This is a genomic window from Sphingomonas sp., assembly GCF_035998645.1.
Lineage (GTDB): Bacteria > Pseudomonadota > Alphaproteobacteria > Sphingomonadales > Sphingomonadaceae > Sphingomonas.
The window spans coordinates 655,180-676,129 of the sequence record NZ_DASYHL010000005.1 but is presented as its reverse complement, the minus strand read 5'-3'; the positions used below and the strand labels follow the sequence as shown (position 1 = coordinate 676,129).

At 66.2% G+C, this 20,950-nt stretch carries 19 protein-coding genes and 1 tRNA gene; 13 read left to right on the top strand and 7 right to left on the bottom strand.

Annotation, left to right across the window (positions count from 1 at the left end; genetic code table 11):
• Positions 1–46 precede the first annotated feature (46 nt).
• Genes hemB through VGN66_RS16910 form a run of 3 tightly spaced genes read left to right on the top strand, consistent with a single transcriptional unit; the run spans position 47 to position 3,842 of the window.
• Complete coding sequence (hemB, locus tag VGN66_RS16920) at positions 47–1,036, top strand: porphobilinogen synthase (protein WP_327519958.1); 990 nt, start codon at positions 47–49, stop codon at positions 1,034–1,036.
• Positions 1,033–1,572: a GNAT family N-acetyltransferase gene (locus VGN66_RS16915; RefSeq protein WP_327519957.1), complete on the top strand. Its 540-nt coding sequence runs from the start codon at positions 1,033–1,035 to the stop codon at positions 1,570–1,572. Before hemB ends, VGN66_RS16915 begins: the two co-directional genes overlap by 4 nt.
• Before the next feature lie 14 nt (positions 1,573–1,586).
• On the top strand, positions 1,587–3,842 hold the full coding sequence (locus tag VGN66_RS16910; RefSeq protein WP_327519956.1) for a fused MFS/spermidine synthase: 2,256 nt from the start codon (positions 1,587–1,589) through the stop codon (positions 3,840–3,842).
• 46 nt (positions 3,843–3,888) lie between these two features.
• Here the strand turns inward: VGN66_RS16910 and VGN66_RS16905 are convergent, their stop codons facing one another.
• Positions 3,889–4,380, bottom strand: a complete 492-nt coding sequence (locus VGN66_RS16905) for a hypothetical protein (protein ID WP_327519955.1) — start codon at positions 4,378–4,380, stop codon at positions 3,889–3,891.
• An 84-nt stretch (positions 4,381–4,464) separates the two neighbouring features.
• On the opposite strand from VGN66_RS16905, the gene VGN66_RS16900 reads away from it, so the two are divergent.
• Positions 4,465–4,541: transfer RNA gene (locus VGN66_RS16900), tRNA-Arg, on the top strand.
• 318 nt (positions 4,542–4,859) lie between these two features.
• Here VGN66_RS16900 and VGN66_RS16895 read toward each other — a convergent pair.
• Positions 4,860–6,251, bottom strand: a complete 1,392-nt coding sequence (locus VGN66_RS16895) for a helix-turn-helix domain-containing protein (protein WP_327519954.1) — start codon at positions 6,249–6,251, stop codon at positions 4,860–4,862.
• A gap of 99 nt (positions 6,252–6,350) precedes the next feature.
• On the opposite strand from VGN66_RS16895, the gene VGN66_RS16890 reads away from it, so the two are divergent.
• From VGN66_RS16890 to VGN66_RS16850, 9 genes are all read left to right on the top strand, one after another.
• Positions 6,351–7,877, top strand: coding sequence for an acyl-CoA carboxylase subunit beta (locus tag VGN66_RS16890; RefSeq protein ID WP_327519953.1), 1,527 nt, complete (start codon positions 6,351–6,353; stop codon positions 7,875–7,877).
• Positions 7,874–8,098: a hypothetical protein gene (locus VGN66_RS16885; RefSeq protein WP_327519952.1), complete on the top strand. Its 225-nt coding sequence runs from the start codon at positions 7,874–7,876 to the stop codon at positions 8,096–8,098. The genes VGN66_RS16890 and VGN66_RS16885 overlap by 4 nt, the downstream gene beginning before the upstream one ends.
• Positions 8,095–8,877 (top strand): hypothetical protein, encoded by a 783-nt coding sequence (locus VGN66_RS16880; protein WP_327519951.1) that lies wholly within the window; start codon positions 8,095–8,097, stop codon positions 8,875–8,877. Before VGN66_RS16885 ends, VGN66_RS16880 begins: the two co-directional genes overlap by 4 nt.
• Positions 8,878–9,022: 145 nt before the next feature.
• Positions 9,023–9,445: a methylmalonyl-CoA epimerase gene (gene mce, locus VGN66_RS16875; RefSeq protein ID WP_327519950.1), complete on the top strand. Its 423-nt coding sequence runs from the start codon at positions 9,023–9,025 to the stop codon at positions 9,443–9,445.
• Positions 9,442–10,221, top strand: coding sequence for an enoyl-CoA hydratase-related protein (locus VGN66_RS16870; RefSeq protein ID WP_327519949.1), 780 nt, complete (start codon positions 9,442–9,444; stop codon positions 10,219–10,221). The genes mce and VGN66_RS16870 overlap by 4 nt, the downstream gene beginning before the upstream one ends.
• Positions 10,222–12,360: a methylmalonyl-CoA mutase gene (scpA, locus tag VGN66_RS16865; protein ID WP_327519948.1), complete on the top strand. Its 2,139-nt coding sequence runs from the start codon at positions 10,222–10,224 to the stop codon at positions 12,358–12,360. It begins immediately after the preceding gene.
• Positions 12,357–12,710 carry a hypothetical protein gene (locus tag VGN66_RS16860; protein WP_327519947.1) on the top strand — a complete coding sequence of 118 codons (354 nt, stop codon included), beginning with the start codon at positions 12,357–12,359 and terminating at the stop codon, positions 12,708–12,710. The genes scpA and VGN66_RS16860 overlap by 4 nt, the downstream gene beginning before the upstream one ends.
• Positions 12,710–13,702: a biotin synthase BioB gene (gene bioB, locus VGN66_RS16855; protein WP_327519946.1), complete on the top strand. Its 993-nt coding sequence runs from the start codon at positions 12,710–12,712 to the stop codon at positions 13,700–13,702. The genes VGN66_RS16860 and bioB overlap by 1 nt, the downstream gene beginning before the upstream one ends.
• Positions 13,703–13,940: 238 nt before the next feature.
• Entirely contained in the window at positions 13,941–16,034 is a 2,094-nt protein-coding gene (locus tag VGN66_RS16850) for an acetyl/propionyl/methylcrotonyl-CoA carboxylase subunit alpha (protein WP_327519945.1), read from the top strand.
• Positions 16,035–16,109: 75 nt separating this feature from the next.
• Here VGN66_RS16850 and VGN66_RS16845 read toward each other — a convergent pair whose 3' ends face one another.
• The 5 genes from VGN66_RS16845 to VGN66_RS16825 all read right to left on the bottom strand — a co-directional run bounded on the left by VGN66_RS16845 (position 16,110) and on the right by VGN66_RS16825 (position 20,943).
• Complete coding sequence (locus VGN66_RS16845) at positions 16,110–16,325, bottom strand: hypothetical protein (protein ID WP_327519944.1); 216 nt, start codon at positions 16,323–16,325, stop codon at positions 16,110–16,112.
• A gap of 75 nt (positions 16,326–16,400) precedes the next feature.
• On the bottom strand, positions 16,401–17,660 hold the full coding sequence (locus VGN66_RS16840) for an N-succinylarginine dihydrolase (RefSeq protein WP_327519943.1): 1,260 nt from the start codon (positions 17,658–17,660) through the stop codon (positions 16,401–16,403).
• On the bottom strand, positions 17,647–18,657 hold the full coding sequence (locus VGN66_RS16835; RefSeq protein WP_327519942.1) for an arginine N-succinyltransferase: 1,011 nt from the start codon (positions 18,655–18,657) through the stop codon (positions 17,647–17,649). The genes VGN66_RS16840 and VGN66_RS16835 overlap by 14 nt, the downstream gene beginning before the upstream one ends.
• Positions 18,654–19,859 carry a hydrolase gene (locus tag VGN66_RS16830; protein WP_327519941.1) on the bottom strand — a complete coding sequence of 402 codons (1,206 nt, stop codon included), beginning with the start codon at positions 19,857–19,859 and terminating at the stop codon, positions 18,654–18,656. The genes VGN66_RS16835 and VGN66_RS16830 overlap by 4 nt, the downstream gene beginning before the upstream one ends.
• 70 nt (positions 19,860–19,929) lie before the next feature.
• Complete coding sequence (locus tag VGN66_RS16825) at positions 19,930–20,943, bottom strand: anion permease (protein WP_327519940.1); 1,014 nt, start codon at positions 20,941–20,943, stop codon at positions 19,930–19,932.
• Positions 20,944–20,950: the final 7 nt, after the last annotated feature.

Sequence of the window (20,950 nt, the reverse complement as noted above, 5' to 3'; positions counted from 1 at the left end):
TCCCGCACCGCTTGCGAGCGCGCGGGACTTGGCCCAAAAGCCGGGCATGTCCCATTATCCCGCGCTTCGCCTTCGTCGCACCCGTAGTTCGGCATGGAGCCGTCGGCTTCATGCCGAGACCTTGCTGACCCCGGCTGACCTGATCTGGCCGCTGTTCGTGACCGAGGGGGACGGCGTTGAAGAGCCGATCTCCTCACTTCCCGGCGTGTCGCGCTGGTCGGTTGATGGGGTCGTGGCCAAGGCGCGTGAGGCGGCGGCGGCGGGGATTCCGTGTCTGGCGCTGTTTCCCAATACGCCGCCGGCGCTGCGCACCGAGGATGGCGGTGAGGCGCTCAATCCCGATAATCTGATGTGCCGGGCGATCCGGGCGATCAAGGATGCGGTGCCGGAAATCGGCGTGCTGACCGATGTCGCGCTCGACCCCTATACCGCGCATGGGCATGACGGGCTGGTCGATGCGGCGGGCTATGTGCTCAATGACGAAACGGCGGAGGTGCTGGTCGGGCAAGCGCTCAATCAGGCGCGCGCGGGGGCGGATGTGATCGCGCCGAGCGACATGATGGACGGGCGCGTCGGCCTGATCCGCGCGGCGCTGGAGGATGAGGGCTTCGTCAACGTCCAGATCATGGCCTATGCCGCTAAATATGCCTCGGCATTCTATGGCCCGTTCCGCGACGCGGTGGGATCGCGCGGGCTGCTCAAGGGCGACAAGAAGACCTACCAGATGGACCCGGCCAATGCCGAAGAGGCATTGCGCGAAGTCGCGCTCGACCTCGACGAGGGGGCGGACAGCGTGATGGTGAAGCCCGGCCTGCCCTATCTCGACATTGTGCGTCGGGTGAAGGAGCGGTTCGAGGTGCCGGTGTTCGCTTATCAGGTCAGCGGCGAGTATGCGATGATCGAGGCGGCGGCGGCGGCGGGCGCCGGAGACCGCGACGCGCTTGTTCTCGAAACATTGATGGCGTTCAAGCGTGCGGGATGCAGCGGGGTGCTGAGCTATCACGCGCTTCATGCCGCGCGGCTGATGGGCGGATGATCGAAACCGAACGGTTATTGCTGAGACCGCCGGTCGCGGCGGACTCTCCGGCGCTCTACGCGATGTGGGCGGACCCGGTGGTGATGGCCGATCTGGGACCGGTCAAGGACGAGGCGGCGAGCGCGGCGACGCTGGTGCGGCATGACGGCTATCGCGCCGATGGGCTGGGGTTTCTGAGCGTCCTTCGCAAGGAGGATGGCGCGGTGCTGGGCTTTTGCGGGCTCAAGCGCGGCGATCCGCCCAACCCGATCGCGGGGCAGGTCGAGGCCGGGTGGATGCTCGGCCAGGCCTATTGGCGGCGCGGCTATGCGCTGGAGGCGATGCGTGCGGTGCTCGACTGGGGCTGGGCCAATCACGACGTGCCGCACATCGTGGCGATCACCGCAGCGCGCAACGCCGCGAGCCGGGCGATGATGGAGCGGCTGGGCATGGCCTATGTCGCGGGCGGCGACTTCGATCACCATGCCTTTGCGGCGGATGACCCCTTGCGCCATATCGTTACCTACCGCATCAATCGCCCCGTCAGTATAGCGTGAGAGAAGGGGAGGCGATGAGCGCCGAAGCAGTCGCCGAACCACAGCCGGGTGCGCCCGGATGGCTGAAGGGCGCGAGCGGCCCGCTGTTCGTCATCACGATCCTGCTCGGCAGCTTCCTGCTGTTCCTCGTCCAGCCGATGATCGCGCGGATGGCGCTGCCGCGGTTGGGCGGTGCGCCGGCGGTGTGGAACAGCGCGATGCTGATCTATCAGGCGCTGTTGCTGGGCGGCTATGCCTATGCGCACTGGCTGGGCCGGGTGCCGGTGCGGCGGCAGGCGATGATCCATCTCGGCGTGCTCGCCGTCGCGGCCCTGTGGCTGCCGATCGGGCTGATGGCGATGCAGATGCCTGCCGATGCCGAGCCGGCAGTGTGGGTGCCATGGCTGCTCGCGGCGTCGATCGGGCCGTTGTTCTTTGCGATTTCGGCGCAGGCGCCGTTGCTGCAGCGCTGGTTTGCGTCGGCGTCGGGCGGGCGCGATCCTTATGCGCTCTATGCGGCGTCGAATGTCGGCAGCTTTGGCGGGTTGATCGCCTATCCGCTGCTGGTCGAGCCGGGGATGGCGCTGCACGCGCAAAGCTGGCTGTGGACCGGCGGCTATGCGTTGGTGTTCATCGCGGTCGCGGCGTGCGCGCTGCTGTTGCCGCGCAAGGCGGCGAATGAGCCGCATGTCCATGCCATGAGTGCCCCGCCGTCGAAGCGACGCGTGGGACACTGGATCGCGCTTGCGTTTGTCCCTTCGGGCCTGATGCTGGCGACGTCGAGCTTCCTGACGACTGATATCGTCGCGGTGCCGATGCTGTGGGTGCTGCCGCTGGGGCTGTATCTGCTGAGCTTCACGATTGCGTTTGCGACGCGGCGGGCGGTCGCGGTGACGCTGACCCGCTTTGCGCCGATCACGATCCTGTTGTTCGGCGGGCTGATGATCGCCGGGCATAATGCCAATCCCGAGCTGAATGCACTGATGGCGCTCGCCCTGCTGTTCATGGTCGCGGTGGCGCTGCACACGCATATGTACGACTTGCGTCCCGAGCCGGACCGGCTGACCGGCTTTTACCTTGCCATGTCGGTGGGTGGTGCGCTGGGCGGGGTGTTCGCGGCGCTGGTGGCACCGTTGGTTTTCGACTGGACCTATGAATATCCGATCCTGATCCTCGCCGCCGGGCTGTTGGTGCCGCAGGAGTGGCTGCTGCCGTTTTTCCGGCGACTCTGGGGTGAGCCCGGGCAGGGGCGGCGGGTGCGGACCCTCGCCATTGCGCTGATCGTCGCGCTGATCGTGTGGTTCGGCGTGTCGCAGGGGTCGGATATCCTTGGCCAGAGGCAGGCGGGAATCATCTATCTGACGCTCGCCGCGATCGGGCTGTTCACCGTGGGGATGCGGGTGCCGTTCATGATCGTGCTGGCGGGATCGCTGTTCCTGTTCGGCGGGTTCCGATCGATCGCGATGAGCTGGCAGGGTGATTTGCGGACGCGGAGCTATTTCGGGGTCTATACGATCACCGATCTCGCCGACCAAAAGCGGCTGGCGCATGGCACGACGCTGCACGGGGTGCAGCTGGAGGGGACGCCCGAGCGGCTGAAGCTGCCGACCACCTATTATGTTCCCGGATCGGGCGTGGGGCAGGCGATGCAGGCCTTGCCTCCGCTATACGGCCCCAATGCGCGGGTCGGTGTGGTTGGCCTTGGGACCGGGACGCTCGCTTGTTATGCGAAGCCCGGCCAGTCGTGGCGCTTCTACGAGATCGACCCGGCGGTGGTTCAGTTGGCGCGCGGGCCATTCCGCTTCCTTGAGCAGTGTTTGCCCGATGCGAAGGTGGTGCTGGGCGATGCGCGGGTGCGGCTGGTCGAGGAGCCGGCGCAGAGCCTCGACCTGCTGGTGCTCGACGCCTTCTCGTCTGACGCGGTGCCGATGCATCTGATGACGCTGGAGGCGTTTGCGGCCTATGATCGTGTGCTGGCGAAGGACGGGTTGCTGCTCGTCCATATTTCCAACCGGTTCCTGGCGCTGGAGCCAGTGGTCGAGCGGGCGGCGGCGCTAGGTGGCTGGTCGGCGGCGCAGCTGACCTATTACCCGCCGTTGCTCGAGGAATTGAACGAGGCGGCGACGTCGGACTGGATCGCGCTGTCGCGGTCGCCGGAGAAGCTGAAGCAGCTGACGGCGCGGGCGCAGGGGTGGCGGCCGGTGGAAGGGCGGCCGGGCTTTACGCCATGGACCGACGATTATGCCACGATCCTGCCGGTGCTGCGCAGCCTGAACAAGGATCTGCCGTAGGGGGCTTCCAATCCTCCCCCGCAAGGGGGAGGACAAGCAACATGATTCAGCTGCTCAGCGCATCCTCGAGCGCGCGGACCTTTTCGGCCTGCTCGGCAGCGGTGCGGGACAGGCTGGCGAGCGCCGAATCGAGTGCGGGGTAGGGGGCGGTGCCGGCGCGAAGGCGCTCGGCGGCGGTTTCTTCGAGGCTGGTGACGATTTCGACCAACTCGCCGCGCGCGCGGTTGAGGTCGGCGAGCGCGACCTGTGCCGCGATCCAGCTGTCGCTGCCGGGCGGCACGCCGCGCGCCACGGCGACCTTCGATTCGGTTTCCATCGCGAGCGAGCGGAAGCGAGTCGCGATCTTTTCCGCCGCGGCGACCTGTTCGGTGATGCGCGAATCAAGCGCTGCATCGGGCGTGGCGACCGGATCGGGGCGCTCCACCTCTCCCTCATCACGCGATTCGATCGGCCGTGGCAGCAACGAGGGGTAGCCGTCGCCGGTGGTGCTGCACGCACACAGCGCCAGCGGGAGCGCGAGGAGAATGGGATGTCGCATCGCGGCGGGTGTATGCCGCGAAGAAACTCTGCGCAACGGGCTTGCGTTTCCCGAAAACCGCTTCTATCAGCGCCCCTCCACTGCGCACCCGTAGCTCAGCTGGATAGAGCATCAGACTACGAATCTGAGGGTCGGACGTTCGAATCGTTCCGGGTGCGCCATTCAAAGCCCCGCCAGGCAATTGCCCGGCGGGGCTTTGTTGCATCTGGGCCAGGGCGACCAGAAGCAGGGGCTTCCGGCCCGTCGCGTGGCTCGGGCAGCTTGTTATGAGTCCGTAACAAGCCTCTAGATTTCTAGCGTTTTGAGCATTCTATGTGCTAGAAAGCGGCCATGGGAATACTCAGCGTCATCACGTGCCTGATTCGCGGCCATAGATGGACCCATAGCCGCTCGCGTGAGGGCTATCGCACCTGCATGCGGTGCAAGCGTCGTGAGTTGGACCCGTATGGGCCGGCTGCGGATCGCGAGTCGCAGGACCACTAAAAGCTGTAGGGAACGGCCGCGCGGATATCGGGGTCGATGCGAATCTCGCTCGCCGCCGGGGGGAAGGCGCGCTGGTCGCAATCGCTGCGTGGGCAGATGCGGCAGCTGGTGCCGATCGGTGTCGCAACGCCACCCGGACGCAGGCTGTCGGCATAGACGAACTCTGCGGCGTGTGTCTCTTCGCAGCCCAGCGCTACGGCGTAGCGGCGCGGGGGGCGGTCGTAGCTGGCGGACGGCTTTACCAGCCCCTTGGCCATGATCACGTAGCGCGCGCCGTCCGGCGTCTCGGCAAGCTGGGTCAGGATGCGGTCGGGAATCGCCACTGCCTCATGCACCACCCATAACGGGCAGGCGCCGCCGAAGCGGGCGAACTCCAGCCGCGTGGCCGAGTGCCGCTTGGTGATGTTCCCGGCCATATCGACGCGACAGAAGAAAAAGGGGATGCCCTGCGCGCCGGGGCGCTGGAGCGTCGAGAGCCGGTGGCAGGCCTGTTCGAAGCTGGTGCCGAAGCGCTGGCGCAGCCGGTCGATATCGTGGCGCAGGTCGCGCGCCGATTCGCGGAAGCGCGCATAGGGCATCAGCAGCGCCCCGGCGGCGTAGTTGGCGAGGCCGAGTCCGAGCAACTCGCGCGCTTCGGGTGAGGCGAGGCCGCTGGCTTCGGCGACCGCGCGCATCTCGTTCGTGAACTCAAGGCTCGCGAGGCGCTGGGCGAGGAGGAAGGCGCGGCTTTCGGGCGGGAGCACGCCACTGATGATCAGCCGCCGATATTCGGGGTCGAAGCGCGAGAGGCGCAGATCGTCGTCGCGGGCCTCCTCGATCGCGATGCCGTGCCAGCGGTGCAGCCGATCCTCGATCGCGCGGGGATGGTCGAAGCCGTCGGCCAGCGCCTCGGCCGCGCGGTCGAGCGGGTCGATGTAATTGCCCTCGGCCTGATACCAGTCGCGCACCGCCTCCCACGGCAAGGCGCCGCCGCGACCTGCGCCGCTTTCGACCTTGTCGTCGAGCACGTGCAGCTGCGCCTGACTGCGGCGCCAGGCGTCGTGGAGCGCGACCATGCGGCGGGTGAGGGCGGGGTGTTTCTCGACGCCGCGCTGGACGGCGGCTTCGTCCAGCGTTGCGGTGGGGATGCTGGTGTCGGTCGCCGCCTCGATCGCACGGACCAGTTCGGCGGTGCTGTCGTCGCTGCCGACCTCACCCCATAAATCGGGAAACTCGCGGCTGAGCGCGATCAGCACCGGCGGAGTGAGCGGACGTTCCTCATTCTCGATCTGTGAGAGGTAGCTGACCGAAACGCCCAGCCGGGTGGCGAGCGCGGCCTGGGGCAAAGCGAGCCGCTTGCGCAGATCGCGGACGCGGTTTCCGGCGAAGAGACGGCGGCGCTGTTCCATGGCCTCACAATATCCGCAGATATGAACAATGCAACTTCGCAACATTGCATTTGCGTGTGCGCCCGTGTCCTGTGCAGGGGCTGGCCAAGGGAGTACGCCATGTCTTCGACGATCGAGGAACTCGAACGCCGCCGCGCTGCGGCCCGGCTGGGCGGGGGCCAGAAGCGGATCGACGCGCAGCATGCCAAGGGCAAGCTGACCGCGCGCGAGCGGCTGGAGGTACTGCTCGATGAGGGATCGTTCGAAGAGCTGGACATGTATGTCGAGCATAACTGCGTCGATTTCGGGATGCCGGAGCAGATCGTGCCGGGCGACGGCGTCGTCACCGGATCGGGCACGATCAACGGTCGCCTCGTGTTCGTGTTCAGCCAGGATTTCACCGTGTTCGGCGGATCGCTGTCGGAACGACACGCGCAGAAGATCTGCAAGATCATGGACATGGCGATGAAGGTCGGCGCGCCCGTGATCGGCCTGAACGACAGCGGCGGCGCGCGGATTCAGGAGGGCGTCGCGTCGCTGGCAGGCTATGCCGAGGTGTTCCAGCGCAACGTGCTGGCGTCAGGTGTGGTGCCGCAGATTTCGCTGATCATGGGGCCGTGCGCTGGTGGTGCGGTCTATTCTCCCGCGATGACCGACTTCATCTTCATGGTGAAGGATTCATCGTACATGTTCGTCACCGGCCCGGATGTAGTGAAGACCGTTACCAACGAGATCGTCACGCAGGAGGAACTGGGCGGAGCTGTGACGCATACCACGAAGTCGGGCGTTGCCGATGTGGCGTTCGAAAATGATATCGAGGCGCTGCTGGCGGCGCGCGACTTCGTGGACTTCCTTCCCGCGAGCAACCGCGAACCTGTGCCGGAGCGTCCGTGCAGTGACCCGTGGGATCGCCTCGAGCACAGCCTCGACACGCTGATCCCGCCGAGCGCCAACCAGCCGTACGACATGCATGAGCTGATCCGGAATACGGTCGACGAGGGCGATTTCTTTGAGGTCCAGCCGACGCATGCCGGCAACATCCTGATCGGTTTTGGCCGGATCGAGGGGCGTACCGTCGGCATCGTCGCCAACCAGCCGATGGTGCTGGCGGGCGTGCTCGACATCAACTCGTCCAAGAAGGCGGCGCGGTTCGTGCGCTTTTGCGATGCGTTCGAGATTCCGATCGTGACCTTTGTCGACGTGCCGGGCTTCCTGCCGGGCGTCGGGCAGGAGCATAGCGGCATCATCAAGCATGGCGCGAAGCTGCTGTTCGCCTACGCTGAGGCGACGGTGCCCAAGATCACCGTGATCACGCGCAAGGCCTATGGCGGGGCGTATGACGTGATGGCGTCGAAGCACCTGCGCGGTGATTTGAACTATGCCTGGCCGACGGCGGAGATCGCTGTGATGGGCGCGAAGGGCGCGGTGGAGATCATCTTTCGCGGGCGCACCCCGGAAGAGATCGCCGAGAAGACTGCGGAATATGAGGCGCGGTTCGCTAACCCGTTCGTCGCGGCGAGCAAGGGGTTTGTGGACGAGGTGATCATGCCGCATTCAACCCGGCGGCGGATCGCGCTGGGGCTGCGGAAGCTGAGGAACAAAAGCCTCGAGAATCCGTGGAAGAAGCATGACAATATTCCGCTGTGAGTGAAAATACGCTTCTGATGTTAGCGCAGGTGGCGATCATTGCGCTTTTTGGGTCGACGATGATGTTGACGATGATTGCGCTGAAGCAGAGCCCTCATTTTACGATGTTGACCGCCGACCCTCCGGGTTCGTGGGGACGTGTAATGCGCTGGGGCTGGGCGGTTTGGGCTCTTTCGCTTGCGATGATAGCGGTCGTGGCAGTGAAGGTTATTCAACCATGAAACTGGGATTTCTCAATCATGGCGGCGCTGCGCTTGCGGGCGCGCTTGTGCTGCTCAGCGGTTGCCAGCAAGCACCCGAAACCGGCAACACGACCGCGCCGGTGCCGTCTGCGACCCCGACGCCGACCGGCGTGCGCGCACTGCCCGAGACCGAGCAGCTCAAGCTCGCCTTCCGCACGACCTATGGCAAGGATGGGGCGGCGCAGGTGCAGGAAGACGATGCCGGTGTCATCAATGTGAAGCCGCGCCAGCTGTTGTGGATCGGCGATACTGCGGTGCTGCTGAGCCCCGGGGCGAATGAGTCCGATTGCCATGCCTGTTCGGGGGCGCTGGCGATTGCTTATCTGAAGCCGCAGGGTGACGGGTTTGAGGTTACGGGCAAATGGCCGACGCTGGTGCGCGGCTCTGGCTGGGGTGCGGTGCCCGAATGGCGGGTCACCGAAGAGTTTACCGATCGCCCCGCGATTTATGTCGAGAGCGGTGACGCGGCGCAGGGCTATTCGTGCGGCGGGGCGTCGATCACCGAGTTGAAGCCCGAGGGGCCGGTGCAGTCGGAACGGGTGTGGCTGTCGTCGTCGAACGAGGGCGCGGTCGATGATACGACCGGCAAGACCTTTGGCGGCGAACCGCTGATCCGGCTTGAGGGCAAGATCACCGATATCGTGAAGGGCAAGTCGTTCGCGGTGCAGGCGACCGGTACGGCGAAGTTCGTCGAACGCTATGAATATCGCGATGGGAAGTTCGTGCCGCTGGAAAAGGAGTCGCGGCTGTCATGTTGAACGGGCTGGCGCTTGCGGACATCGGCCTTCAGTCCCCCTCCCGCTTGCGGGAGGGGTTAGGGGAGGGCGTGTCCCTTTCCGTCAGCTACACCGCGTGCGGACAGGCCCTCCCCCGGCCCCTCCCGCAAGCGGGAGGGGAGAAGACGTGAAACTCGGCCGGCTCAACCATATCGGCGTTGCGACGCCGTCGATCGCGGACTCGATCACCTTTTATCGCGCTGTGATGGGGGCGGAGACGATCCATGAACCCTTCGACCTGCCGGCGCAGGGGGTGAAGGTGTGCTTCGTCGATACGCCGAACACCCAGATCGAGCTGATCGAGCCGCTGGGCGCGGACTCGCCAATTCACGGGTTTCTGGCGAAGAACCCGGCGGGCGGGCAGCATCACCTGTGCTACGAAGTCCCGGATATTCACGCGGCCAAGGCGTGGTTCGAGGACAAGGGCGCGCGGGTGCTGGGCGAGCCGCGTATCGGGGCGCATGGGACGTTGATCTTCTTCGTCCATCCGCGCGACATGGGCGGGGTGCTGACCGAGATCATGGAAACGCCGAAGGGAGAGGCGCATTGACCGACGAGACCGTCCTTTACAGCCTCGATAATGGCGTCGCGACGATCCGGCTGAACCGGCCCGAGCGGCTAAATGCGGTGACGTTCGACATGCTCGACCTGATCCGAGCATCGCTGTTGCGCGCGGTGAATGAGGGCGCGCGGGCGGTGCTGCTCACCGGGGAGGGGCGGGCATTCTGTTCGGGCGCGGATCTGGCCGGGCGGATGGATCGCGGGCCGGTCGATCCGGCGGAGAGCCTAGAGTTTCATTACAACCCGCTGGCCGAGACGCTATCGAAGCTGCCGATCCCGATCGTCACCGCGATCAACGGGCCGGCGGCGGGTGCTGGTGTCGGCATCGCGCTGGGCGGAGACATCGTGGTGATGGCGAAGAGCGCGTATCTGCTGCTCGCCTTCAGCAATATCGGGCTGGTGCCCGATTGCGGCGCGACCTGGCTGGTCGCCAAGTCGGCGGGACGGGCCAAGGCGCTGGAAATGGCGTTGCTGGGCGAGAAGATGTTCGCCGATGACGCCAAGGATGCAGGGCTGGTCGCGCGCGTGGTCGAGGACGACGCGCTGATGGCTGAGGCGGGCAAGCTCGCGGCGACGCTCGCCGCCAAGCCGACGATCGCGCTCGGCCTGATCCGTGCGCAGATCAAGGCGGCGCTCAACAACACGCTGTCGGAGACGCTGAGCGTCGAGGCGGCGCATCAGCGCATTGCGGGCAAGACCGAGGATTTCCGCGAAGGCGTGATGGCGTTTCTCGGCAAGCGCGCGCCGGAGTTCAAGGGTAAGTAGATGAGTGAGAAGCCGACCCCCGAAGCCTGGAAGGCGCTGGCCGACAAGGAAGTGAAGGGCCGCGACCTGACGTGGCGCACGCCGGAGGGGATTGACGTCAAGCCGCTGTACACCGCGGAGGATGTCACTGCCGATCCGGGGATGCCCGGCTTTGCGCCGTTCGCGCGCGGGGTGCGCGCGTCGATGTATGCCGGGCGGCCGTGGACGATCCGGCAATATGCGGGGTTTTCGACCGCCGAGGAATCCAACGCCTTTTATCGCCGCAATCTGGCGGCGGGGCAGAAGGGGCTGTCGGTCGCGTTCGATCTGGCGACGCATCGCGGCTATGACAGCGACCATCCGCGCGTGACGGGCGATGTCGGCAAGGCTGGCGTCGCGATCGACAGCGTCGAGGACATGAAGATCCTGTTCGACGGGATTCCGCTCGACCAGATGTCGGTCAGCATGACGATGAATGGCGCGGTGATCCCGATCCTCGCCTTCTTCATTGTCGCGGGGGAGGAGCAGGGGGTCGACCAGAGCCTGCTCGACGGGACCATTCAGAACGACATTCTGAAGGAGTTCATGGTCCGCAACACGTACATCTATCCGCCCGAGCCGTCGATGCGGATCATTTCAGATATCTTTGCATATACCTCGGCCAAGATGCCGAAATTCAACAGTATTTCGATTTCCGGCTATCATATGCAGGAGGCCGGGGCGACGCAGGTGCAGGAGCTGGCCTTCACCATCGCCGACGGCATGGACTATGTGAAATACGGGGTCGCCAGCGGCCTCGACATCGACAAATTTGCCGGGCGGCTGAGCTTCTTCTTCGCAATCGGTATGAACTTCTTCATGGAAGTCGCTAAATTGCGGGCGGCGCGCGTGCTGTGGCACCGCGTGATGACGCAGCTGGGCGCGCAGGATGAGCGCAGCAAGATGCTGCGGACGCACTGCCAGACCAGCGGTGTGTCGCTGACCGAGCAGGATCCGTACAACAACGTCATCCGCACGACGATCGAGGCGATGGCGGCGATGCTGGGCGGGACGCAGAGCCTGCACACCAATGCGCTCGACGAAGCCATTGCGCTGCCGACGGATTTCTCCGCGCGCATTGCCCGCAATACCCAGCTGGTGATCCAGGAAGAGACGGGGATGACCAATGTCGTCGATCCGCTCGGCGGCAGCTATTATGTCGAGGCGCTGACACAGGAGCTGGTCGACAAGGCGTGGGCGATCATCGAGCGGGTCGAGGGCGAGGGCGGGATGGCCAAGGCGGTCGCCGCCGGCTGGCCCAAGGCGATGATCGAGGAAGCCGCCGCCGCCACTGCCGCGCGGATCGACCGGGGCGAGCAGGTGATCGTCGGGGTCAATAAATACCGCAAGGCCGAGGAAGACCCGATCGAGACGCTCGACATCGATAACCACGCCGTGCGCGAGGCGCAGGTGGCGCGGATCGCGCGCGTGAAGGCGGAGCGGGACGATGCGGCGTGCCGGGCGGCGCTGGATGCGCTGCGTGAGGGCGCGCGGGGCGATGGTAATCTGCTGGAGCTGGCGGTTGTGGCGGCGCGGCATCGCGCGACGCTGGGCGAGATCAGCCTGGCGATGGAGGATGTGTTCGGGCGGCACGGGACCGTGCCGACGCCGGTCAAGGGCGTCTATGGCGGCGCTTATGATGCGGACCAAAGCTGGGAGCGGCTGAAGGACGGCGTTGCCGCGACGGAGCGGCGGCTGGGCCGCGCGCCGCGCATGCTGGTCGCCAAAATGGGCCAGGACGGGCATGATCGCGGGGCGAACCTCGTGTCGTCGGCGTTTGGCGATCTGGGGTTCAAGGTGGTTCCCGGCCCGTTGTTCCAGACGCCGCAGGAAGCAGCCGAGCTGGCGCTGGCCGAGGATGTCGATGTGGTCGGCGTCTCCAGCCTTGCGGCGGGGCACAAGACGCTGATCCCGCAGCTTATCGGGCATCTGCGCGATGCCGGGCGGAGCGATATCAAGGTGATCGCGGGCGGGGTGATCCCGGCGCAGGACTATCAGATCCTGCGCGACGCGGGGGTTCAGGCGATCTTTGGGCCGGGGACCAATCTGGTTAATGCTGCTGAGGAAGTGCTGACCCTGCTCGGCCACAATATGCCACCGCGCGAGGAGGCCGCCGAATGATCGATGATGACGAAAGCCGCGTTTCAGCCTCGGACACCGATGGCAGCGCGATGCTCTACGATTATTTCAAATACCTCACGTCGCTCTGTGTTCTTTCGCTGGGGGGCGTACTGGCGCTGGCCGATCGCGTGCCCGCGGATGGGCGAGGCAAGGAGTTGCTGGTCGCCGCGCTTGGCGTCCTGTGCCTTGCCGGGCTTTTAGCGTTCACTGGCGTTGGCGAAATGGTGAATGCCCGGTCAAAGGGCGTACCCGTTCGGCCCGCTGCGACCCGTTATGCTGCCGTCGCCCCTCTGCTGCTGGCCGTTGGTCTGGGCATGTTCACTTATCTTTTCACCCGGAGCCTGTTCTGATGCTGCGTACCGACTGGACCCGCGACGAGATCGCCGCGCTGTTCGACCTGCCGTTCATGGAGCTGGTCTATCAGGCCGCCACCGTCCACCGCGCGCAGTTCGCCGCGGATGAGGTGCAGCTGTCGACGCTGCTCAGCATCAAGACCGGGGGGTGCCCGGAGGATTGCGGGTACTGCAATCAATCCACCCATGCCGAGACAGGGCTGAAGGCGACCAAGCTGATGGACGTGCGCGCGGTGCTGCAGGCGGCTGCGCAGGCGAAGGATAATGGCTCGTCGCGCTTCTGCATGGGCGCGGCGTGGCGCAACCCCAAGGACCGCGACATGCCCGCCATCGTCGAGATGGTGAAGGGCGTGCGCCAGATGGGCATGGAAACCTGCATGACGCTGGGCATGCTGACCGAGGGGCAGGCGGCGCAACTCGCCGATGCCGGACTGGATTATTACAACCACAATATCGACACGTCGCCGGAGCGCTATGCCGAGGTGATCACCACGCGGACGTTCGAGGACCGGCTGGAAACGCTGGACCATGTGCGTGAGGCGGGGATCAACGTGTGTTGCGGCGGGATCGTCGGGATGGGCGAGACGCGCGGCGACCGCGTCGGATTTATCCATGCGCTGGCGACGCTGCCCAAGCACCCCGAGAGCGTGCCGGTGAACGCGCTGGTGCCGGTCAAGGGCACGGTGCTGGGTGACATGCTCCACGACACGCCGCTGGCGAAGATCGACCAGGTCGAGTTCGTCCGAACGGTCGCGGTGGCGCGGATCACGATGCCGGAGTCGATGGTGCGGCTGTCCGCCGGGCGCGAGAGCATGAGCGATGAGACGCAGGCGCTCTGCTTCATGGCGGGGGCGAATTCGATCTTCACTGGAGACAAGCTGCTGACCACGGGGAATGCCGGCGACGACAAGGACGCGGCGCTGTTTGCGCGGCTGGGGATGCGGGCGATGGCGGGCGAGGTGAAGACGGAGCTGGAGGCCGCGGAGTGACGGCTCGGGCCAGCACCGCAGCGTATGTGACCGCGACCGTCATCGTGCTCCTCTGGCTTGCATTTTGCTGGTTCGATTACCGCATGGCGGGGTTCGACTGCATGGATCGGCTGGAGCCGACGCCGTTCGAACCTTGCGTGGCATCCGTCAGAACATTCGCGACGGTTGGCGCGATAATCGGGGCGTCGCTCTGGCTCGCCGCCGGCTGGCTATACTTCCGCAATCGAAAGACGCGATAATGTTCAAGAAAATCCTGGTCGCCAATCGTGGTGAGATTGCGTGCCGTGTGTTCCGCACCGCCAAGCGGATGGGGATCGCCACCGTCGCGGTCTATTCCGACGCTGATGCGCGCGCGCCGCATGTGTTGATGGCCGACGAGGCGGTGCGGCTGGGGCCGGCGCCGGCGGCGGAGAGCTATCTCAAGGCTGAGCTGATCCTGGCCGCGGCGAAGGCCACCGGCGCGGATGCGATCCATCCGGGATACGGGTTCCTCTCGGAGCGGGAGAGCTTTGCCAAGGCGTGTGCGGAGGCGGGGATCGCCTTTGTCGGGCCGCCGGCCAATGCGATCGCGGCGATGGGGGACAAGATCGAGTCCAAGAAGCTCGCCAAGGCGGCGGGGGTCAATGTCGTCCCCGGCTATCTGGGCGAGATCGCCGATACCGATGAGGCGGTGAAGATCGCGTCGGACATCGGCTATCCGGTGATGATGAAGGCCTCGGCCGGCGGCGGCGGCAAGGGGATGCGGCTGGCGTGGAGCGAGCAGGACGTCCGCGAGGGCTTTGAGGCGACCAAGCGCGAGGGGCTGGCGTCGTTCGGCGACGACCGCGTGTTCATTGAGAAGTTCATCGAACAGCCGCGCCATATCGAGATCCAGCTGATCGGCGATCAGCATGGCAACATCCTCTATCTGGGCGAGCGCGAATGTTCGATCCAGCGGCGGCACCAGAAGGTGGTCGAGGAAGCGCCGTCGCCCTTCGTCACGCCCGAGATGCGCCGCAAGATGGGCGAACAGGCGGTCGCGCTGGCGCGGGCCGTTGGGTATTACAGCGCCGGGACGGTCGAGTTGATCGTTTCGGGCGCGGACAAGACCGGGGAGGGGTTCTACTTCCTCGAGATGAACACGCGGCTGCAGGTCGAGCATCCGGTGACCGAGGCGATTACCGGGCTCGATCTGGTCGAGCAGATGATCCGGGTCGCGGCGGGTGAACGCCTTGCGTTCACGCAGGATGAGGTGACGCTGACCGGCTGGGCGATCGAGAACCGCGTCTATGCCGAGGATCCGTATCGCGGGTTTTTGCCGAGCACGGGGCGGCTGGTGCGGTATCGGCCGCCTGAGGCGCAGGCGCGGCAGGAGCCCTTCCGGGCGCGGAAGCGGTCAGAAGGCTTGCCCTTCGAACAGGCCCTCCCCCAAGCGGGAGGGGAGCAAGAGCAGAAGGGTTATATCCGCGTCGATGATGGCGTCGCCGAGGGGGGCGAGGTCAGCATGTTCTATGACCCGATGATCGCCAAGCTGATCACCTGGGCGCCGACGCGTGAGGAGGCAGCGGATTTGCAGGTCGCGGCGCTCGATCGCTTCGAGCTGGAGGGGCTGGGCAACAATATCGATTTTCTGTCGGCGCTGATGCAGCATCCGCGCTTTCGTTCGGGGGCGCTGACCACGGGCTTTATCGCGGAGGAATATCCCGAGGGGTTCGCGGGCGCGCCTGCCGATGCGGCGCTGCTGCGCAAGCTGGCGGCGGTGGCGACGGTGCTGGACCTGATTCAGGCTGCGCGGGCGGTCGAGATTTCCGGGCAGCTCGCCACGCCGACCCTGTCGAGCGCGCGTGTCGTGCTGATTGGGGACGAGCGGTTTGATATCATTGTCGATGGCTATGACGGTGGCCTGCTGGTCAATTTCGATCCAAATGAAGCGCCGCTCGACATTGCCACCGGCTGGCAGCCGGGACAGCGGCTGGCGCAATTCCGTATCGATGGTGAGGAATTGCTGAGCGCAGGCGTCAAGCACACGCGGGCGGGCTGGATGCTGCGCGCACGCGGTGCGTCGCACGATGTGAAGGTCTATGCACCGCGCGTGGCTGAGCTTGCCCGCCACATGATCGCGAAGATCCCGCCGGACATGAGCCGCTTCCTGCTCGCGCCGATGCCGGGGTTGCTGACGCGGATCGAAGTGGGCGAGGGCGAGAAGGTCGAGGCGGGTCAGCCGCTCGCGGTGGTCGAGGCGATGAAGATGGAGAACATCCTGCGCGCCGAGAAGGCGGGCGTGGTCAAGGCGATCAACTTTGCCGCTGGCGACAGCCTGGCGGTGGACGCGGCGATCCTGGAGTTCGAATGAGGGTGGTGGCGGTCAGGGCCGAGGCGTAGCGATGCGCGCCGTGGCCCAGACGCGCGCGCGGCGAGCCCAAGGACGCTATTCGATCCCCGCATCAAGCGAGTCGAGAATCCGTCCACCCGCCATGAAGACGGCGATTGGGCAGACCGCGAACAGCAGCCAGCCGCCGATCCCGGGATATTGCTCAAGATAGTGGATTCCGCGATCGACCGCCCCGACGCCAAGGCCATAGATCACGGCAAATGCCTCGAATCTGGTCTTGATGGTGAAGAGACGTTTGACGCGCGACAACATGGTAGTCGTTAAGCAAGGCCCGGGCCAAGCGCGGAAATCGCCGATTTCGCGTTAACGAATATGGTTACCTGTCAATTAACCCGACAGGGCGGCGGGGTCGATGCCGAGCAGGTCGAGCAACGCGGTTCGCGCGGTGGCAATGCGTGCGATGAGCGCGGGGTCGGCGATCTCATCCTGTGCGATCCGTTCGGGCCAGTGCGCTTCGATCACTGCGGCGATGCGATCGAGTTTGGCGGGGTCGACCAGGAAGCGGGGGTCGACCGTCGCGGGGTCGGCGACGACGCGCAGGCGCAGACAGGCGGGGCCGCCGCCATTGGCCATCGACTCGCGCACATCGACCACCTCGAGATGGCGGATCGGGCCGTTGCCCGCGACATGGCGCTGGAGCCAGCTCCACACGCTTGGGGTATCGCAGGCTTCGGTGGGGAGGATGAGGCCGGTCTCGCCGCCCGGCAGCGTCACCAGCTGGGCGTTGAACAGATAGGAGCTGATCGCGTCGGCGAGGCTGACTTCGGCGGCGGGCACCTCGACGATCTCGACGCGGGGCATCAGGCGGCGCAGGTCGGCGTAGAAGGCGTCCTTGTCGGCGAAGGCGAGTTCGTGCGCGAAGAGGACGTTTGCGTTGGCGACCGCGACGACGTCATTGTGGAAGGCGCCGGCGGCGATCGCCTCTTCGGACTGCTGCACGAACAGGGTGCGTTCGGGGTCGAGGCCGTGGCGGCGGGCGACGGCTGCGCTCGCCTCGCGATGCTGGCGCGCGGGGAAGGGGCCGCCGCTGATGCCATAGACGAAGACTTCGACGCCGGGCGCATCATGCTCGGGGGCGAGGCGCATGTGGTTGGCCGCGCCCTCGTCGCCGAACGGGGCGGGGACGGGGCCGTGGACGCGGAAGGCGTCGTGCGCGAAGGCAAGGCGCAGCTGGGCGAGCGTCTCGGGCCATTCATGGCTGCGATGCGGCATCGTCACGAGGTTGGCGACGCTGAGGTGGCAGCGGCCATCGGCGGTGTCGGGGGCGGGGGAGACGGTAGCGGCGTTGGCGGCCCACATCGCCGAGGCCGACAGCGCCTGTGCCTGAAGGTGCGGCGCTGCTTCGGCGTAGGTCGTTGCCAGCGTGTCCAGCCAGCGATGGTCGGGGCGGGCATGGGGGAGGAGAATGCCCTGCGTCAGTCCGAGCGCCAGGTTGGCGCGCATCTTCGCGATCCCCTGCAGTGCGGCGGCGCGGGGTTGCGACACTGCGCCCTGATTGCGGGTGGCGGCGAGGTTGCCGTGGCTGAGGCCGGCATAATTGTGGCTGGGGCCAATGATGCCGTCGAAGTTGATCTCAACGCGGGGCATGGCACACGTCCTGTCCCGCCGCGACGTCGAGCAAAGCGGCGGCGGCGGGGTCGAGCGTCACGCCCTCCGCTCCGCGCGTGATCCGGCCATGACACGCGCGGAACTCGGCGAGCGTGCCGCGCGCGATGATGCTCGCGTCGCCGCCCGGCGCGATGTCCGCCACTGGCTGGGTCCGGCAGTCGCGGATCGTCACGACATGGTCGGTCCGCGCGGTCATGGTTGGGCCGCCGTCGAAGATGTCGATGTAATTCTCGAACGCGAACCCTTCATGCTCCAGCATCCGCATCGCCGCGCGGCCGGACGGGTGGGGGACGCCGATGACGCTGCGGGCATGTTCGGTGAGCATCGCGGTGTAGACCGGGTGGCGGGGCATCAGGTCGGCGATGAACTGGTTGCCGTGGATCGCGTTGAACTCGTCCGCCTGCTGGAAGCTCATCCCGAAGAAGCGGCCCGCGACTCCGTCCCAGAATGGCGATCCGCCGGCCTCGTCGATCACACCGCGCAATTCGGCCAGAATGCGGTCGGCGAAGCGCGCGCGGTGCATCGCGATGAACAGATAGCGGCTGCGCGCGAGCAGCATGCCGAGGCCCCCGGCGCGCTCGCCCGGGTGGAGGAACAGCCCGCCGACCTCGCTCGCCCCCTCCAGATCGTTGACGAGATTGAGAATTTCGGCGCGGAAGGTGCGGTTGAGTGCCTCGCTATGCTTGGTCACCGTGCCCATGCGATAGGAGTAGAAGGGCCAGCGCTGGCCGACCTGGGTGAAGATCTGGCAGGTGCCGCGTACTTCCTGCGTCGCGGTGTTCTCGAGGACGAGGACGAACAGTTCGTCCTTCTTCGCATCATCGGTGCGGGCGAACGCTTCCGCGCTGCGCTCGAGCTTGGTCTTGAGCGCGGGTTTTTCGGGGGGCAGGTTGGTGAAGCCGCCGCCGGTCAGCTTGGCCATCTCGTAGAGATGCTGCAGGTCGTCGGCACGGGCGGGGCGGATGATGAAGGTCATACGCGGCCCTTTTCGATGATGCGCAGGATGGTGAGCGCCGAGAGGGCGGCACGTTCGGGCAGGCTGTCGGGGATCAGAAATTCCTCCTGCGAATGAATGGCGCCGCCGCGCGCGCCCATCGTGTCGACGACGGGGACGCCACAGGCGGCGATGTTGTTGCCGTCACACACCCCGCCGGTGGCTTTCCAGGCGACGGGGATGTCGAGATCGGCACCGGCCTGTTTGACCAGACCAAACAGGCGCTCCGCGCCCGGGTCGAGCGGTTTGGGCGGGCGGTTGAAGCCGCCATGGACATGGACCGAGACATCATGTTCGGCGGCAATGGCGTCGGCGAGGGCGTGGACGGCCACGCCAGCGCGCTGGATAGCGTCGGGCGAGGCGGGGCGGAAATTGACGCGCAGGATGGCGAGATCGGGCACGACATTGTTCGGCCCGCCGCCCTCGATCCGCGCCGGGTTGACCGACAAATCGTCGGTCATCAGCTGCGACAGGCGCAGCGCGAGATCGGCGGCGGCGACCAGCGCGTTGCGGCCGTCGCGCGGGTTGCGACCGGCGTGCGCGCTGCGCCCGCGCACGACGATCGAGAAATTGCCGGTCCCGCCGCGCGCGCCCGCGAGTGTGCCGTCGGGGAGCGCGGGTTCGTAGGTGAGCGCCGCGACCTTGCCCTGCGCGGCCTGTGCGATCAGCGCGGCGGAGGCGAAGGAGCCGGTTTCCTCGTCCGAGTTGATCACGACTTCATAGCCGAAGCGTGCGGCCGCCGGGGTTGCCTCGACCGCGCGCAGCGCGGCGAGCATCAGCGACAGCCCGCCCTTCATGTCCGCCGCGCCCGGAGCGTTGAGGATGCCGTCGGGCAGCCAGGTTGCGGTCTGGAACGGGTGATCGGCGGGGAAGACCGTGTCCATATGGCCAGTGAACAGCATCTGCACCGGCGCTCGCGGCCGTACGCGCAGGTGCAGGTGGCGGCCATGCGCGAGCGACTGGACGGTGCCGCTGGTGTCGACCATCTCGACCGGCGCGGATTCGACCAGCGTCAGGTCGCCGGGCAACGCCGAAAAGGCGTCGGCGAGCAGGCCCGCCATCGTGGCCAGTCCGGTCAGGTTGCGCGTGCCGCTATTGACCGCGACCCAGCGTTCGACCTGCGCCAGCATCGGCGCGGCGCGGGCCGCTTCGACGGCGACGGCTTCGGTTGCATTCAGCCCCATGCACCGGGTGTATCGGCTGATCCGCGGCGGGTGAACCCCCCGTCTCGGTAAAAGTATCAGGCGTTACGAGTTAGAATAGCCGGGTGAGCATGTAGAACAGCGCGCCGACCGCCGCCGATGCGGGAATGGTGATCACCCATGCCGCGATGACATTCTGCGCGACGCCCCAGCGCACCGCGCTCGCACGCCGGGCGGTGCCTGCGCCGATGATGCTGCCGGTGATGGTGTGGGTGGTCGAGACCGGGATGCCGAGCAGCGAGGCGGTGAAGACCATGATCGATCCACCGGTCGAGGCGCTGAACCCCTGATGCTGCGACAGCTTGGTAATGCGGGTGCCCATCGTCTCGATGATCTTCCACCCGCCGGACAACGTGCCCATCGCGATCGCGATGTAGCAGGAGATGGCGACCCAGTGCGGGACGTGGAACTCGCCCGACAGATAGCCGGTCGAATAGAGCAGCACGGTGATGATCCCCATCGTCTTTTGTGCGTCGTTGAGGCCGTGCGCGGTCGAATAGGCGGCGGACGAGGCGAGGTGGAGCCAGCGGAAGCTCTTTTCGGCGTTGCGGTTGCTCACGCGATGCAGCGCCCAGCTCGACAGCAGCATCACCAGCATCGCCAGCAACATGCCGAGCAGCGGTGAGAGGACGATCGCGATGAGGGTCTTGTTGAGGCCGCTCCACTGGATGCCGGTGAAGCCGGCATGCGCGACGCCCGCGCCGACGATCCCGCCGACCAGCGCGTGGCTGGAGGAGGAGGGGATGCCCTTCCACCAGGTGACGATGTTCCAGAACATCGCACCGACCAGCGCGCCGAACACGACCGAAGGCGTGACCAGATCCTTGTCGATCAGCCCCTTGCCGATCGTCTCGGCAACCTTGTGCAGTTCGGGCCAGGCGAGGGTGAGGAAATAGGCCGCGAAGTTGAAGAAGGCGGCGAAACCGACCGCCTGCACCGGGCCGAGCAGCCGCGTCGCGACGACGGTCGCGATCGAATTGGCGGCGTCGTGCAGGCCGTTGAGGAAATCGAACGCCAGCGCGAGGATGATAAGGCCGACGAGCAGCGGAAAGGCGAGTTCGTGCATCGGATCG

What these genes read in the sequence shown, in the direction of transcription:
- VGN66_RS16895 (WP_327519954.1), bottom strand. Translation starts at nt 6,251, where the DNA reads ATGGAACAGCGCCGCCGTCTCTTCGCCGGAAACCGCGTCCGCGATCTG.
- VGN66_RS16850 (WP_327519945.1), top strand. Translation starts at nt 13,941, where the DNA reads ATGTTCAAGAAAATCCTGGTCGCCAATCGTGGTGAGATTGCGTGCCGT.
- VGN66_RS16910 (WP_327519956.1), top strand. Translation starts at nt 1,587, where the DNA reads ATGAGCGCCGAAGCAGTCGCCGAACCACAGCCGGGTGCGCCCGGATGG.
- VGN66_RS16905 (WP_327519955.1), bottom strand. Translation starts at nt 4,380, where the DNA reads ATGCGACATCCCATTCTCCTCGCGCTCCCGCTGGCGCTGTGTGCGTGC.
- hemB (WP_327519958.1), top strand. Translation starts at nt 47, where the DNA reads ATGTCCCATTATCCCGCGCTTCGCCTTCGTCGCACCCGTAGTTCGGCA.
- VGN66_RS16880 (WP_327519951.1), top strand. Translation starts at nt 8,095, where the DNA reads ATGAAACTGGGATTTCTCAATCATGGCGGCGCTGCGCTTGCGGGCGCG.
- VGN66_RS16890 (WP_327519953.1), top strand. Translation starts at nt 6,351, where the DNA reads ATGTCTTCGACGATCGAGGAACTCGAACGCCGCCGCGCTGCGGCCCGG.
- VGN66_RS16835 (WP_327519942.1), bottom strand. Translation starts at nt 18,657, where the DNA reads ATGACCTTCATCATCCGCCCCGCCCGTGCCGACGACCTGCAGCATCTC.
- VGN66_RS16830 (WP_327519941.1), bottom strand. Translation starts at nt 19,859, where the DNA reads ATGGGGCTGAATGCAACCGAAGCCGTCGCCGTCGAAGCGGCCCGCGCC.
- VGN66_RS16825 (WP_327519940.1), bottom strand. Translation starts at nt 20,943, where the DNA reads ATGCACGAACTCGCCTTTCCGCTGCTCGTCGGCCTTATCATCCTCGCG.
- bioB (WP_327519946.1), top strand. Translation starts at nt 12,710, where the DNA reads ATGCTGCGTACCGACTGGACCCGCGACGAGATCGCCGCGCTGTTCGAC.
- VGN66_RS16915 (WP_327519957.1), top strand. Translation starts at nt 1,033, where the DNA reads ATGATCGAAACCGAACGGTTATTGCTGAGACCGCCGGTCGCGGCGGAC.
- VGN66_RS16845 (WP_327519944.1), bottom strand. Translation starts at nt 16,325, where the DNA reads ATGTTGTCGCGCGTCAAACGTCTCTTCACCATCAAGACCAGATTCGAG.
- VGN66_RS16860 (WP_327519947.1), top strand. Translation starts at nt 12,357, where the DNA reads ATGATCGATGATGACGAAAGCCGCGTTTCAGCCTCGGACACCGATGGC.
- scpA (WP_327519948.1), top strand. Translation starts at nt 10,222, where the DNA reads ATGAGTGAGAAGCCGACCCCCGAAGCCTGGAAGGCGCTGGCCGACAAG.
- VGN66_RS16840 (WP_327519943.1), bottom strand. Translation starts at nt 17,660, where the DNA reads ATGCCCCGCGTTGAGATCAACTTCGACGGCATCATTGGCCCCAGCCAC.